The sequence below is a fragment of the Streptomyces sp. adm13(2018) genome, from assembly GCF_008042145.1.
GTDB lineage: Bacteria > Actinomycetota > Actinomycetes > Streptomycetales > Streptomycetaceae > Streptomyces.
In genome coordinates this window covers 1,376,004-1,389,864 of the sequence record NZ_RDBH01000129.1, presented here as the reverse complement: position 1 = coordinate 1,389,864, position 13,861 = coordinate 1,376,004, and the positions used below count along the sequence as shown (strand labels likewise).

Annotated in this window: 14 protein-coding genes; 2 read left to right on the top strand and 12 right to left on the bottom strand. The window is 71.4% G+C overall.

The window, feature by feature from the left end; translation table 11 throughout:
* Positions 1–47: 47 nt before the first annotated feature.
* From EAO70_RS23075 to EAO70_RS23040, 7 genes are all read right to left on the bottom strand, one after another.
* A complete protein-coding gene (locus EAO70_RS23075) occupies positions 48–821 on the bottom strand; it encodes a sulfite exporter TauE/SafE family protein (protein ID WP_187283993.1) in 774 nt (257 codons plus the stop codon).
* A 92-nt stretch (positions 822–913) separates the two neighbouring features.
* Positions 914–1,852 carry an SPFH domain-containing protein gene (locus tag EAO70_RS23070; protein ID WP_148004710.1) on the bottom strand — a complete coding sequence of 313 codons (939 nt, stop codon included), beginning with the start codon at positions 1,850–1,852 and terminating at the stop codon, positions 914–916.
* 93 nt (positions 1,853–1,945) lie between these two features.
* Positions 1,946–2,371 (bottom strand): NfeD family protein, encoded by a 426-nt coding sequence (locus EAO70_RS23065; protein WP_148004709.1) that lies wholly within the window; start codon positions 2,369–2,371, stop codon positions 1,946–1,948.
* A gap of 74 nt (positions 2,372–2,445) precedes the next feature.
* A complete protein-coding gene (locus EAO70_RS23060; RefSeq protein ID WP_148004708.1) occupies positions 2,446–3,243 on the bottom strand; it encodes an ABC transporter ATP-binding protein in 798 nt (265 codons plus the stop codon).
* Positions 3,244–3,866: 623 nt separating this feature from the next.
* The gene (locus EAO70_RS23050) at positions 3,867–4,109 is read right to left on the bottom strand and encodes a chaplin (RefSeq protein WP_030322753.1); all 243 of its coding nucleotides are present in this window, start codon (positions 4,107–4,109) and stop codon (positions 3,867–3,869) included.
* A 152-nt stretch (positions 4,110–4,261) separates the two neighbouring features.
* Positions 4,262–4,906, bottom strand: a complete 645-nt coding sequence (locus EAO70_RS23045) for a response regulator (protein ID WP_148004706.1) — start codon at positions 4,904–4,906, stop codon at positions 4,262–4,264.
* Positions 4,899–6,044, bottom strand: a complete 1,146-nt coding sequence (locus EAO70_RS23040; protein ID WP_148004705.1) for a GAF domain-containing sensor histidine kinase — start codon at positions 6,042–6,044, stop codon at positions 4,899–4,901. The genes EAO70_RS23045 and EAO70_RS23040 overlap by 8 nt, the downstream gene beginning before the upstream one ends.
* A 441-nt stretch (positions 6,045–6,485) precedes the next feature.
* Here EAO70_RS23040 and EAO70_RS23035 point away from each other — a divergent pair, with 441 nt between their 5' ends.
* Positions 6,486–7,268, top strand: coding sequence for a transglycosylase SLT domain-containing protein (locus EAO70_RS23035; protein WP_148004704.1), 783 nt, complete (start codon positions 6,486–6,488; stop codon positions 7,266–7,268).
* An 88-nt stretch (positions 7,269–7,356) separates the two neighbouring features.
* Here the strand turns inward: EAO70_RS23035 and EAO70_RS23030 are convergent, their stop codons facing one another.
* Complete coding sequence (locus EAO70_RS23030) at positions 7,357–9,918, bottom strand: FHA domain-containing protein (protein WP_148004703.1); 2,562 nt, start codon at positions 9,916–9,918, stop codon at positions 7,357–7,359.
* A 221-nt stretch (positions 9,919–10,139) separates the two neighbouring features.
* Between EAO70_RS23030 and serB the strand changes: the two genes are divergently transcribed.
* Positions 10,140–11,357, top strand: a complete 1,218-nt coding sequence (gene serB, locus EAO70_RS23025) for a phosphoserine phosphatase SerB (protein WP_148004702.1) — start codon at positions 10,140–10,142, stop codon at positions 11,355–11,357.
* Between the two features lie 58 nt (positions 11,358–11,415).
* Here serB and EAO70_RS23020 read toward each other — a convergent pair whose 3' ends face one another.
* From EAO70_RS23020 to EAO70_RS23010, 4 genes are all read right to left on the bottom strand, one after another.
* A complete protein-coding gene (locus EAO70_RS23020; RefSeq protein ID WP_148004701.1) occupies positions 11,416–11,934 on the bottom strand; it encodes a SixA phosphatase family protein in 519 nt (172 codons plus the stop codon).
* A 35-nt stretch (positions 11,935–11,969) separates the two neighbouring features.
* Complete coding sequence (locus EAO70_RS23015; protein ID WP_148004700.1) at positions 11,970–12,173, bottom strand: hypothetical protein; 204 nt, start codon at positions 12,171–12,173, stop codon at positions 11,970–11,972.
* A gap of 156 nt (positions 12,174–12,329) precedes the next feature.
* Complete coding sequence (locus EAO70_RS39460) at positions 12,330–12,446, bottom strand: SGM_5486 family transporter-associated protein (protein WP_261992991.1); 117 nt, start codon at positions 12,444–12,446, stop codon at positions 12,330–12,332.
* A 17-nt stretch (positions 12,447–12,463) separates the two neighbouring features.
* On the bottom strand, positions 12,464–13,801 hold the full coding sequence (locus EAO70_RS23010) for a CynX/NimT family MFS transporter (protein ID WP_148004699.1): 1,338 nt from the start codon (positions 13,799–13,801) through the stop codon (positions 12,464–12,466).
* Positions 13,802–13,861 lie beyond the last annotated feature (60 nt).

Sequence of the window (13,861 nt, the reverse complement as noted above, 5' to 3'; positions counted from 1 at the left end):
CCCCCCACCAGGGGAGGCGGGCCCTCCGTCGTGTCCGTGGGGGCGTACTAGCGGAGGGTCAGCTGGAGGATGGCGATGACGCCGACGGCGATGATCACCCCGCGCAGGACCGTGGGAGGCAGCCTGCGGCCCACCTTGGCGCCGATCTGGCCGCCGATGGTGGAGCCGACGGCGATGAGCAGGACCGCCGTCCAGTCGAACTCGGCGACGAAGAGGAAGAAAACGGCCGCGACGCCGTTGACGAGGGCGCCGAGGATGTTCTTGACGGCGTTGATCCGCTGCAGGGTGTCGTGGAGCAGCAGGCCCATCAGGGAGAGGTAGAGCACGCCCTGGGCGGCGCCGAAGTATCCGCCGTACATGCTGGCGAGGAGGAGTCCGACGAGGAGGGCGGGGCCTCCGTCGGGGTGGGCCTCGGTGCCGGTCTGCTCGCGGCGGCGCTTGACGACGGCGGCGATGCGGGGCTGGAGGACGACCAGGACGAGCGCGAGGCCGATGAGGACGGGGACGATCGCGTCGAAGGCGTCGGACGGCAGGGCGAGGAGCAGGATCGCGCCGATCAGGCCGCCGACGAGGGCGGCGGCGCCGAGGCGGATGATCCGGTGCTTCTGGCCCTTGAGTTCGGCGCGGTAGCCGATGGCGCCGCTGATGGAGCCGGGGACGAGTCCCAGGGCGTTGGAGACGTTCGCGGTGATCGGGGGGAGTCCGGTCGCGAGGAGGACCGGGAACGTGATGAGCGTCCCCGATCCGACGATGGTGTTGATGGTGCCGGCGCCGATGCCGGCGGCGAAGACTGCCAGGGCTTCCCAGATGGACAACGCCATCTCCTTACATGGTCAGTGAGTCGCCTCCCCGCCCTGAGATCGTCAGGGTCGAGGGGCTCGGACCGATCATGCACGAAGATTACGTGTACGTGTCAGTCAACCGGGGGTTCGTCCCGGCGCTGGGCCCCGACCGTCTTGGTGTTGAAGCCGGGGACGCTGCCGTCCTTGTTGCCGAAGGCGCCCGAGAGGCCCTTGAGCGCGTCGCCGATCTCGCTGGGCACGATCCAGAGCTTGTTGGCGTCGCCCTCGGCGATCTTCGGGAGCATCTGGAGGTACTGGTAGGAGAGCAGCTTCTGGTCCGGGTCACCGGCGTGGATGGCCTCGAAGACCGTGCGGACGGCCTGGGCCTCGCCCTCGGCGCGCAGGGCGGCCGCCTTGGACTCGCCCTCGGCGCGGAGGATCGCGGACTGCTTCTCGCCCTCGGCGGTGAGGATGGCGGACTGGCGGGTGCCCTCGGCGGTGAGGATGGCGGCGCGCTTGTCGCGCTCGGCGCGCATCTGCTTCTCCATCGAGTCCTGGATGGAGGTCGGCGGCTCGATCGCCTTGAGCTCGACGCGGTTGACGCGGATGCCCCACTTGCCGGTGGCCTCGTCGAGGACGCCGCGGAGGGCCGCGTTGATCTCCTCGCGGGAGGTCAGGGTCCGCTCCAGGTCCATGCCTCCGATGATGTTGCGGAGGGTGGTGACGGTGAGCTGCTCGATCGCCTGGATGTAGCTGGCGACCTCGTAGGTCGCGGCCCTCGCGTCGGTCACCTGGTAGTAGATGACCGTGTCGATGTTGACCACGAGGTTGTCCTGGGTGATCACCGGCTGCGGCGGGAACGGGACGACCTGCTCGCGGAGGTCGATCCGGTTGCGGATCGAGTCGATGAACGGGACGACGATGTTCAGTCCGGCGTTGAGCGTGCGGGTGTAGCGGCCGAAGCGCTCCACGATCGCCGCGCTCGCCTGCGGGATGACCTGAATCGTCTTGATCAGGGCGATGAAGACGAGCACCACCAGAATGATCAGGACGATGATGACTGCTGACATCGTGTTCCCCGTGCCCTTCGCTGCCGGTTGACTGCCGGGTTGCTTTCGATGATCGAGTTTCCCAGATGACCGGGCGTCATGGGTGAGGTTCGGTCACATGACGACGGCGGTGGCCCCGTCGATGTCCACGACGTCGACCTGCCGGCCCGGTTCGAAGGCCTGGTCGGGGTCGAGCGCGCGGGCGGACCAGATCTCCCCCGCGAGCTTGATGCGACCGCCGCCGGCCGCGTCGACCCGTTCCAGCACGACCGCCTGACGCCCCCTCAGGGCGTCGACCCCGGAGGCGTGTTGGGGTCCCCGGTGGCGGGCGGCGATCGGGCGGACCACCGCGATCAGCGCGACCGAGACGACCACGAAGACGAGTACCTGGGGGACGATGCCGAAGCCGAGGGCCGCGGTCACCGCCCCCGCCACCGCTCCGACGGAGAACATGCCGAATTCGGGCATCGCGGTCAGGACCAGCGGAATGCCGAGCCCCACCGCGCCGATCAGCCACCACACCCATGCGTCGATGTCCACATGGTCATGGTAGGGCGGTGGGGTCCTCCGGGACAGGGCACGGACGGCTGTGCGGGACGTCGGCGCCGCGCCGGCTACCTGAGGGGCAGTCCGTGGGCGGTCCAGCGGTCGCCGACGCGCTCGACGACGAGCGGCAGGCCGAAGCAGTGCGAGAGGTTGCGCGAGGTCAGTTCCATCTCGACCGGGCCGGCCGCGAGCACCTTGCCCTGACGGATCATCAGGACGTGGGTGAAGCCTGGCGCGATCTCCTCGACGTGGTGGGTGACCATGATCATGGAGGGGGCGTACGGGTCGCGGGCGAGGCGGCCGAGACGGCGGACCAGGTCCTCGCGGCCGCCGAGGTCGAGGCCGGCGGCGGGCTCGTCGAGGAGGAGCAGCTCGGGGTCGGTCATCATGGCGCGGGCGATCAGGGTGCGCTTGCGCTCGCCCTCGGAGAGGGTGCCGAACCGCCGGTCCAGGTAGTCGTTCATGCCGAGGCGGTCGAGGAAGGCCTTGGCGCGCTGCTCGTCGACCGGGTCGTAGTCCTCGTTCCACGTGGCGGTCATGCCGTACGCGGCGGTGAGCACGGTCTGCAGGACGGTCTGGCTCTTGGGGAGCTTCTCCGCCATGGCGATGCCGGCCATGCCGATGCGGGGGCGGAGCTCGAACACGTCGGTGCCGACGCCGCCGAGCTGCTCGCCCAGGATGCGGGCGGTGCCCCGGGTGGGGAAGAGGTAGCTGGAGGCGATGTTCAGAAGGGTGGTCTTGCCGGCGCCGTTGGGTCCGAGGATCACCCAGCGCTCGCCCTCCTTGACCGACCAGGAGACCTCGTCCACCAGAGCCCGTCCGTCGCGGACCACGGATACGTCCACCAGCTCCAGTACATCGCTCATGAGCGCGTTGTCTCCCCTTGCGTTCGAGTCGTCGCCTTGCGCCGGTGGGCGCGGCGTCCAGGGGAAAACCTACGTTATCGACGGAGCGGGCCGGTCCCCAGGCCGTCCTTGGAGTCCGCCCCGGGGCGCCCGGGAGTCCCCCTAGTCTTGGGGAATGCTTTCGGAACCACGCTCAGGACGCCTGGCTGCTTGGGGCAACGCCCTGCTGGCCGGGGCGGTGTCGCCGGACGAGGCGGCGCTGGCCATTGTCGGGGAGGACGCGGTGCACCGCGTCCTCCCCGACAATGGCCAGCGCCGCCTCTGGAGGTGCGCCGGGGGGGCTCTGGAGGTGCGCCGGGGGGCGTCGGCTGACCGGCGCGCCGTGCGTCCCACTCGTACGGGGGGTCCCCCGCCGCGCCGGGAGCGGGCGCGGTCGGCACGGGCCCTCTCGGCGCCCCGGGGCGGGCACGGTTCGTGCGCCGCGGGCGGGCCCTGGCCGTACGACCGGGAGTGGGCACGGTCGGCACGGGGCCCTGTCGGCGCCCCGCCAGCGGGCCCGGTTCGTGCGTTCGGGGCGGGAGCCGTGGCCGGGAGACAGGCCGGCCCCCGGGGGATTCCCCGGGGGCCGGTCCGTCATGGGGTGGTCAGCCGTTGAGGGCGTGGTTGCCGAAGGCCGGGTTGAGCAGGCCGATCACGTTGACCGTGTTGCCGGAGACGTTCACGGGGACGTGGACCGGGACCTGCACCAGGTTGCCGGACGCGACGCCCGGCGAGTTGAGGGCCTGTCCCGTGGCCTCGGCGCCGTGGGCGGAGGCGACACCGGCACCGGCGGCGACGATGCCACCGGCGACCATGGTGAGGGCGGCGGCCTTCTTGAGGTTCTTCACTTGGTACATCCTCCTGGTCGTCGCTGCGGCCGGTCAGCCGCAGCACGCCCTGGACAACGCGGCACGCCCCGCCGGGTTGCGCCGAACGGGGGACATCCACACGACGGTATGAAGGACAGAACGGTCGTGCGCCCGGCGCATAGGGGGGCGCGTCAGGGGCTGAGGCCGTGCCGGACCGCCCAGAGGGCCGCCTGTGTGCGGTCCGCGAGGTCGAGCTTCATGAGGATGTTCGAGACGTGCGTCTTGACCGTCTTCTCGGAGAGGACGAGCGCGCGGGCGATCTCGCGGTTGGACCGGCCGTCCGCGATCAGGCCGAGGACCTCGCGCTCCCGCTCGGTGAGGGTCGAGCCGCGTCCCGTGCCCCCGTGGGAGTCGTCCTGGGCGAGCAGGGCGCCCGCGACCTCGGGCTGGAGCAGGACGTGCCCGGCGTGCACGGAGCGGATCGCGCCGGCCAGTGCCTCGGGGTCGATGTCCTTGTAGACGTACCCGGAGGCGCCGGCGCGCAGCGCGGGGACCACCGTCCGCTGCTCGGTGAAGCTCGTGACAACGAGCACCTTCGCGGGGTTGTCGAGGGCGCGCAGGCGCTTCAGCGCCTCGATGCCGTCGGTCCCCGGCATCTTCACGTCCATGAGGACCACGTCGGGGCGGAGCTCCTCGGCCCGGGCGACGCCCTCGGCGCCGTCGGAGGCCTCCCCCACCACCTCTATGTCGTCCTGCACCTCCAGGAAGGTCCGCAGGCCCCTGCGGACCACCTGGTGGTCGTCGACGAGCAGGACACGGACCCGTCGGTCAGCCACCGGGAACCTCCATCTCGATCGTGGTGCCCTCGCCGGGGGCCGAGGTCACGGTGAGCGATCCGCCGACGCCGCCGGCCCGGTCCCGCATGGAGACCAGGCCGAGGTGGCGCCCCGCGCTGCGGACCGTACGCGGGTCGAAGCCCTTGCCGTCGTCGGTGACGGTGAGCCGGGCGCCCTGGCCCGCGCGGGTGAGGGCCACGGCGACGCGGGCGGCGTCCGCGTGCCGCAGGGCGTTGTGCAGGGCCTCCTGGGCGACCCGGAGCACGGCCTCCTCCTGTGCGGCGGGCAGCGCGCGCGTGCCGGGGCTCTCGAAGGTGACCCGGGCGGTGTGGGCGCGGTCCAGGACCTGGATGTGGGTGCGGAGGGTGTGAACGAGGCCGTCCTCGTCGAGTGCGGCGGGGCGGAGCTCGACGACGGCGGCGCGGAGCTCGTCGGCGGCCTCGGCGGCGAGCGCGGCGACCTGCTGGAGCTCGCCCTTGGCACGGGCCGGGTCGCGGTCCACGAGGGCGGCGGCGGCCTGGGCGGTCAGCCGGAGCGAGAAGAGCTTCTGGCTGACGGCGTCGTGCAGCTCGTGGGCCAGGCGGGAGCGCTCCTCGGCGATGGTCAGCTCGCGGCTGCGCTCGTACAGGCGCGCGTTGGTGAGGGCGATGGCCGCGTGCTGGGCCAGGATCGACAGGAGTTCCTCGTCCTCGGCCGTGAAGCCGCAGCTCCCGGTCTCCCTGGCGCAGCGCTTGTTGGCGAGGAAGAGGGCGCCGAGGGTCTCGTCCCCGTCCCGGACGGGCAGGCCGAGGAAGTCGGACATCTCGGGGTGGGCGTCGGGCCAGCCCTCGAAGCGGGGGTCCTGCCGGACGTCGGCGAGCCGCTCGGGCTCGGCCTTGTGGAGCATCGCCGCGAGGATGCCGTGCTGCCGGGGCAGCGGGCCGATCGCCTTCCACTGCTCGTCGCTGACGCCGTCCACCACGAACTGGGCGAAGCCCCCGTGGTCGTCGGGGACGCCCAGGGCCGCGTACTCGGCGTCGAGCAGCTCGCGTGCGGAGGCGACGATCGTCTTGAGGACGTCGCGGACCTCCAGATGGCGGCTCATCGCGAGGAGCGCGGTGCTCACGGCGGCCAGGCCGGAGCTCGGTCGGTGGCTCATGTGTTCACCGTACCGGCGGGCCGTGACGGTCCGTATCCGTCCGGAGACCGGAGGAGGGGGACCGGGGACCTAGGCCGGTCTTAGGTCGGAGGGCCCGGGGGATCGTGTCCTCCCTGCGGAGGAGGGGACTCACCGTGCGCATTGCTGCCGCAACGCCTGGTCAGTTCGTTACGCGCCCGATGTGAGCCCGCGCATAGGACCCAGGTCACTTACGAAGGGGCCTAGTGGACCCCGGACAGGGGGGTCAGGGTGGTGTGAGACGGACATAAGGGCGCTTCTGTGGCGGGTGCACGGGTCCCTGATCCACTACCCGGGATCGTACGTCACACCTTTGCCACAGCATTTTGCGGCCGCTAAGAATTGCCCTCGTCGCCGCCGATGAAGGCGCAGCGCCGCCCCGGCCGTGCGACGACCCCCAGCGATTCGAAGAGGTAGTCCGTTATGTCTGCGAACACCCCTGGCCACATCCGTGGTCTGAAGAAGACCCACAAGGCCACGATCGCCGGTGTCGCCGCCCTGGGCGCCGCCGCGCTCACCCTCTCCCTGGTGCCGCACAACGGCTCCACCGAGACCGAGCCCCAGGCTCTCTCCGGTACGCAGCAGGTGGCCTGGTCCTACAACGCGAACAGCCCCCAGGCGAAGGCCCTGGCGGCCAGCGTCACCGAGCAGCAGACCACCGTCGGTCTGAAGGCCCAGCAGGAGGCCGCGGCGAAGGCCAAGGCCGCCGCCAAGGCGAAGGCCGACGCGGCCGCGAAGGCCAAGGCGGACGCCCAGGCCAAGGCCGCCGCGAAGGCGAAGGCGGACGCCAGGGCGAAGGCCGCGGCGAAGGCGAAGGCCGACGCGAAGAAGCGCGCCGCGGCGAAGACGGCCGCGAGCCGTTCCGTGGCCCGTACCCCCGTCTTCGCGAACAACCTCGACGGCTGGATCCGCGAGGCGCTGTTCATCATGGACAAGCACAACATCCCGGGCACGTACAACGGCCTGCACAAGAACATCATGCGGGAGTCCAGCGGCAACCCGCGGGCCATCAACAACTGGGACATCAACGCCATCAACGGCATCCCGTCGAAGGGTCTTCTGCAGGTCATCTACCCGACCTTCAAGACGTACCACATCCCGGGCACCAAGTTCGATCAGTACGACCCGGTCGCCAACCTGGTCGCCGCCGCCAACTACGCGGCCGACCGCTACGGCTCGATCGACAACGTCAACAGCGCGTACTGACCGCACCCGGTCACCCGCTGTCGTACGCCGAAGGGCGGCGCCCCCGTGCTGGGGGCGCCGCCCTTCGGCGTACCGGTCGTTCAGGCGGTCACTTGCGCATGACCTCGGGCTCGTGGCGGCGCAGCAGACGCGCCACGGCGACGCAGCAGATCGCCGCCATGAACAGCTGGATGCCGAGGTCGAGGCTCCACTGGCCGACGGTGTGCTCCCACAGCGGGTCGGTGTTCGCCGGGTTCTTCTGGTCCCACGGCGGCATCAGGTGCGCCAGGTCCAGGGTCGCGCCGGCGCCGGCGATGCCCCAGCGGGAGGGCATGAGCCAGGCGAACTGCTCCAGGCCGGGCGAGTCGTAGACCTGGAAGAGGATGCCGGTGAACACGACCTGGATGATCGCGAACATGACGAGCAGCGGCATGGTCTTCTCTGCGGTCTTCACCAGCGCGGAGATGACCAGGCCGACCATCATCGAGGTCAGGCCGAGGCCGATGACCTGGATGCACAGCTCGACGGCCGGCGGCATCAGCAGGCCCTCTTCGGGCAGCGCCCGGGTCGAGAAGCCGATGGCGCAGATGATCACGCCCTGGATGGCCGTGATCACGCCGAGGACGATGACCTTGGACATCAGGTACGCGGAGCGGGACAGGCCGACGGCGCGCTCCCGCTCGTAGATGACCCGTTCCTTGATCAGCTCGCGGACCGAGTTGGCGGCGCCGCTGAAGCACATGCCGACCGCGAGGATCAGCATGATCGTGCCGGCGTCGCCGTTGAACCGGGACGGGGGCGTGGGCTTCCCGAGGCCGAAGTCGGCGGGGATGACCACGGACACCGCGCCGAGGACGGCCGGCAGGATCACCATCAGGGCCATGAAGCCCACGTCGGAGGCGATGACGGAGACGTAGCGCCGGATCAGGGTCCACAGCTGGGAGCCCCAGCCCTGCGGCTTCGGCGGCCGGGACATCGCCTGCTGCGGCATCTGGACGGGCTGCGCGGCGACGGAGTCGATGTCCGCGGCGTACAGCTGGTAGTGCTGCGAGCCCTTCCAGCGGCCCGCCCAGTCGTAGTCGCGGTAGTTCTCGAAGGCGGAGAAGACATCGGCCCAGGTGGAGTAGCCGAAGAAGTTCAGTGCCTCGTCCGGCGGGCCGAAGTACGCCACCGAACCACCGGGGGCCATGACGAGCAGCTTGTCGCAGAGGCCCAGCTCGGCCACCGAGTGGGTGACGACGAGGACCGTGCGGCCGTCGTCGGCGAGGCCGCGGAGCAGCTGCATGACGTCGCGGTCCATGCCCGGGTCGAGGCCGGAGGTCGGCTCGTCCAGGAAGATCAGCGACGGCTTGGTGAGGAGCTCCAGGGCGACCGAGACGCGCTTGCGCTGGCCACCGGAGAGGGAGGTGACCTTCTTCTCCTTGTGGATGTCCAGCTTGAGCTCGCGGAGCACCTCGCCGATCCGGGCCTCGCGCTCGGCCGTCGCGGTGTCGCCGGGGAAGCGGAGCTTGGCCGCGTAGCGCAGGGCCTTCTGGACGGTCAGCTCCTTGTGCAGGATGTCGTCCTGCGGGACCAGTCCGATGCGCTGGCGCAGTTCGGCGAACTGCTTGTAGAGGCTTCGGTTGTCGTAGAGGACGTCGCCCTCGTTGGCCGGGCGGTAGCCGGTCAGCGCCTTGAGCAGGGTGGACTTTCCGGAGCCGGAGGGGCCGATGACGCCGATCAGCGACTTCTCGGGGACGCCGAAGGAGACGTCCTTGAGGATCTGCTTGCCGCCGTCGACCGTGACCGTGAGGTGGCGGGCCGAGAAGGAGACGGAGCCGGTGTCGACGAACTCCTCGAGCTGGCCGCCGACCAGCCGGAAGGTCGAGTGGCCGACGCCGACGATGTCCTGGGGACCGAGGAGGGCGGAGCCGCCCTTGGTGATCGGCTGGCCGTTGACGTACGTGCCGTTGTGCGAGCCGAGGTCGCGGATCTCGAAGCGTCCGTCGGGCGTCGCGTGGAACTCGGCGTGGTGCCGCGAGACCTGGAGGTCGGAGACGACCAGCTCGTTCTCGAGGGCACGGCCGATGCGCATGACGTGGCCGAGGGACAGCTGGTGGAACGTGGTGGGGCTGCGGTCGGCATAGGCCGCCGAGGGCCCTGCCGCGCCGCCTCCCTGGCCGGGCACCTTCTGCGCCAACTGCTCGACGGGGCCGCCGTGGCCCTGCTGGGGCGGGACCTGCTGGTGCGGGGCCTGCTGCTGCCAGTTCTGCTGCGGGGCCTGCGGCGGGGCCTGGTGCGTGATCCACTCGGCCTGTTCGGCCGGCTGGTGGGCGGGGACCTGGTGGGCCGGGGCCTGCTGCGGCGCCGGGGCCTGCCGCTGCGACGGGGCGGCGGCGAGATTCAGCCGGGGGCCGTCGGTGGCGTTGCCGAGGTTGAGGGCCGAGCCGGGCCCGATCTCCACCTGGTGGACGCGCTGTCCCCGCAGGAACGTGCCGTTCGTCGAGCCGTGGTCCTCGATGACCCAACTGCGGCCGCCCCAGCTGATGGTGGCGTGCCGCCACGAGACCCTGGCATCGTCGATGACCAGGTCCCCCTGCGGGTCGCGGCCCAGGGTGTACGACCTGGACGGATCGAGCGTCCAGGTCCTTCCGTTCAATTCCAGTACGAGTTCTGGCACTCCATGCCCCACTACTTGTCCCCCGATGTACCCCCGTCGCGGGGAGTCCAGGGATGCGAATCATCCGGGGGAACTATTTCAGGCCCGGTCCCCTCTCCGAAAGTCGGGCCGCGTGAAGACCCGGCACGGGTCTCCGGGGACGCTCCCCCGGGCCGGGCCCGGGGCCGCCCGGGTGTCCGCTGGGCGGGACGGGGGGCCGGGGGGCGCACGCCGCCCGATACGGTGGAAGCACCATGAGCGCATCGCAGACCTCAGACGTTCCCACCCTTCTCGTCAAGATCTTCGGGAAGGACCGTCCCGGGATCACCGCGGGACTCTTCGACACCCTCGCCGCCTACTCCGTCGACGTCGTGGACATCGAGCAGGTCGTCTCCCGCGGCCGCCTCGTCCTGTGCGCGCTCGTCACCGAGCCGACCGTCGCCCCGCCGGGCGAGCTCCGCGCGACCGTGCACAGCTGGGCCGAGTCGCTGAAGCTCCAGGCCGAGATCATCTCCGGCACGGGCGACAACCGTCCCCGGGGCGAGGGGCGCTCGCACGTCACCGTGCTGGGCAACCCGCTGACGGCGGAGCAGACGGCGGCCATAGCGGCCAGGATCGCGGAGGCCGGCGGCAACATCGACCGGGTCTTCCGGCTGGCGAAGTACCCGGTCACCGCCGTCGAGTTCGCCGTCTCCGGCTGCGAGACCGCGCCGCTGCGGACCGCCCTCGCCACCCAGGCGCACACCATCGGGGTGGATGTCGCGGTGGTCTCCGCGGGGCTGCACCGGCGGGCCCAGCGGCTCGTCGTCATGGACGTCGACTCGACGCTCATCCAGGACGAGGTGATCGAGCTCTTCGCGGCGCACGCCGGGTGCGAGGACCGGGTCGCCGAGGTGACGGCCGCCGCGATGCGCGGCGAGCTGGACTTCGAGCAGTCCCTCCACGCGCGCGTGGCGCTGCTCGCCGGCCTCGACGCCTCGGTGGTCGACAAGGTGCGCTCCGAGGTGCGGCTGACGCCGGGCGCCCGGACCCTGATCCGTACGCTCAAGCGGCTCGGCTACCAGGTGGGGGTCGTCTCGGGCGGGTTCACGCAGGTCACCGACGATCTGAAGGAGCGGCTGGGGCTGGACTTCGCCTCGGCCAACACCCTGGAGATCGTGGACGGGAAGCTGACCGGGCGGGTGACCGGCGAGATCGTGGACCGGGCGGGCAAGGCGCGGCTGCTGCGCCGGTTCGCGGCGGAGGCGGGGGTGCCGCTGGCGCAGACCGTGGCGATCGGCGACGGGGCGAACGACCTGGACATGCTGAACGCGGCCGGTCTCGGCGTGGCGTTCAACGCGAAGCCGGTGGTGCGGGAGGCCGCGCACACGGCGGTGAACGTGCCGTTCCTGGACACCGTGCTGTACCTGCTGGGGATCACCCGCGAGGAGGTCGAGGCGGCGGACGGCGGCGCCGAGGACCTGCTGCACTGACGTGCGTACGCGGAAGGGCCCGGCCGTCGGGTGACGGCCGGGCCCTTCCGCGTACGGGTCAGGGGTGCGGGGTCCAGAACTCGACGAGGCGTCCGGCGCCGTGCTCCAGGGACTTCCACGAGCCGTCGTAGGCGAGGACGGCGAAGGCGGAGGTCGGGAAGCCACTGCGGGTCATCCGGGACAGCGTGTCGCCCTCGGCCTGGCCCGAGAGGGCGTCGGCGAGGGCGTGCATGCCCGGGTTGTGGCCGATGACGAGGAGGTCGGAGACGTCCTCGGAGGTCTCGTTGAGCAGGGCGATGAGCTCGCCGAGCGAGGCCTCGTACAGCCGGTCCTCGTAGACGGTCTTCGGGCGCTCGGGGAGGGCCTGTACGGCCAGCTTCCAGGTCTCGCGGGTCCTGGTGGCGGTGGAGCAGAGGGCCAGGTCGAAGGCGATGCCGGTGTCGGCGAGGCGGCGGCCGGCTACGGGGGCGTCCGCGCGGCCCCGGTCGGCGAGGGGGCGCTCGTGGTCGGCCTCCTGGTTCCAGTCGGCCTTCGCGTGTCGGAGCAGCACGATCCTGCGGGGTGTGTCGACGCTCATGGTTCTCAGCTTCGCACGAATCGGGCCGCGCCGACTCAGAGTGAGAGCGTTTGCCGGACCAGCTCCAGGAACCCTCCGACGCCCGGGCCGCCGGCCGCCGCGTGCGCCTCACCCGACCCGCTCATCAGCAGCAGGAGGGCGAGGAAGGCGGCCGCCGGGAGGGCGAGGGCCCACCAGGGCAGCCGGGTGTCGGCGCCGGCCGTCCCGGGGCGGACGCGGGTGGACGTGTGGGCCGACATGACCGCCTCCGTGGGTGAGGGCTTCGCTTTCCCTGTCGTGTCCACGGTAGGGAGCGCGGGCCGCTCGGCCCATCCGGTGATCCACCCACTCGACCCTGAGTCCTGCCCCCTAGGGGATACGGGGGTCAGCCCCACCCCGGGGTGGCGGGGCCGGTGTCAGGGGGAGGCGATCGAGGCGATGACGCCGATGACGACCGTGATGCCGATCATCGCGCCGAACACGAGGAGCAGCTTCTTCTGGCCGTTGGGAGGACTGGGTTCGAGAACTGGCATGGCGACAGTCTCGCATCTCAGCATTCGTCCTCGACGGTCCGGTCCCGCCCCGCCAGGATACCGATGATCATCTGCGGCACCATGAGCCCGCCCATGAGGGCGATGGGGAGGCCCCAGCCGCCGCTGTGCTGGTAGAGGACGCCGACGAGGAGGGGGCCGGGGATGGAGATGAGGTAGCCGACGCTCTGGGCGAAGGCGGAGAGCCGGACGACTCCCGCGCCGGTGCGCGAGCGCATGCCGATCATCGTGAGGGCGAGCGGGAAGGAGCAGTTGGAGACGCCGAGGAGGACCGCCCAGAACCAGGCGCCGGCGGACGGGGCGAGGAAGAGGCCGGTGTAACCGGCGAGGCCGCAGAGGCCGAGGGCCACGACGATCGGGCCCTGGTTCTTCATGCGGGTGGCGAGCCGGGGGATCACGAAGGCGAGCGGGACGCCCATGACCATGGTGACGGCGAGGAGGACACCCGCGGTGGAGGCGGGGACGCCGGCGTCACGGAAGATCTGCGGCATCCAGCCCATGGTGATGTACGCGCCGGTGGCCTGGAGGCCGAAGTAGCAGCCGAGGGCCCAGGCGGTGCGGCTGCGGGTGATGCGGGGGGCGGGGGCCTCGGTCGCGGCGGCGGCTCCGGCGGTCTTGGTCGTGGCGGCCTTCCCGGTCCTGGCGGGGCCGCGGTCCCGGTCGCGGACGAGGGGGATCCAGGGCAGGACGGCCAGTGCGGCGACGGCCGCCCAGACGCCGAGGCCGATGCGCCAGTCGCCGCCGAGGGCCGCGGTCATGGGGACGGTCGCGGCCGCGGCGACGGAGGTGCCGAGCGCGAGGGCCATGGAGTAGAGGCCGGTCATGCTGCCGATGCGGTCGGGGAAGTACCGCTTGACGATGACGGGCATCAGGACGTTGCTGACGGCGATGCCCATGAGGGCGAGGGCGCTGGCGGCCAGGAAGCCGACGGTGCCGCCGGCGAAGGGGCGCAGGACCAGGCCGGCGAAGATCGCGGCCATGCCCGCGCAGACGACGGCGGCGGGGCCGAAGCGGCGGGCGAGGCGCGGGGCGGTGATGCCGAAGACGGCGAAGCAGAGCGGGGGGACGGAGGTGAGGACGCCGGCGACGGTGCCGCTCATGTGGAGGTCCGCGCTGACCTCTTCGAGGAGGGCGCCGAGGCTGGTGATGGCGGGGCGGAGGTTGAGGGCGGCCAGGACGAGTCCGAGGGTGACGAGGCCGAGGGTCCAGCGCTGCGCCCGCCCCGGTACGGGAGAATCGCCGGTGACGGCGGCTCCGTGCGGGGTCGTGGTGGCCGCCGGAGTGGTGGTCGTGGCCGGTCGTGCGGCGGGGTCGAGGGTCTTCGGCTCGTCAGGCATGGAGCCATCATAGAATCATGGGATGATTGGTTGTCCAGTTCCGAACGATGTGGGCGACCC

Bases quoted from the DNA above. Each gene is read 5' to 3' on its own strand.
- EAO70_RS23075 (WP_187283993.1), bottom strand. From the start codon at position 821: ATGGCGTTGTCCATCTGGGAAGCCCTGGCAGTCTTCGCCGCCGGCATC.
- EAO70_RS23070 (WP_148004710.1), bottom strand. From the start codon at position 1,852: ATGTCAGCAGTCATCATCGTCCTGATCATTCTGGTGGTGCTCGTCTTC.
- EAO70_RS23060 (WP_148004708.1), bottom strand. From the start codon at position 3,243: ATGAGCGATGTACTGGAGCTGGTGGACGTATCCGTGGTCCGCGACGGA.
- EAO70_RS23040 (WP_148004705.1), bottom strand. From the start codon at position 6,044: ATGAGCCACCGACCGAGCTCCGGCCTGGCCGCCGTGAGCACCGCGCTC.
- EAO70_RS23035 (WP_148004704.1), top strand. From the start codon at position 6,486: ATGTCTGCGAACACCCCTGGCCACATCCGTGGTCTGAAGAAGACCCAC.
- serB (WP_148004702.1), top strand. From the start codon at position 10,140: ATGAGCGCATCGCAGACCTCAGACGTTCCCACCCTTCTCGTCAAGATC.
- EAO70_RS23020 (WP_148004701.1), bottom strand. From the start codon at position 11,934: ATGAGCGTCGACACACCCCGCAGGATCGTGCTGCTCCGACACGCGAAG.
- EAO70_RS23015 (WP_148004700.1), bottom strand. From the start codon at position 12,173: ATGTCGGCCCACACGTCCACCCGCGTCCGCCCCGGGACGGCCGGCGCC.
- EAO70_RS39460 (WP_261992991.1), bottom strand. From the start codon at position 12,446: ATGCCAGTTCTCGAACCCAGTCCTCCCAACGGCCAGAAGAAGCTGCTC.
- EAO70_RS23010 (WP_148004699.1), bottom strand. From the start codon at position 13,801: ATGCCTGACGAGCCGAAGACCCTCGACCCCGCCGCACGACCGGCCACG.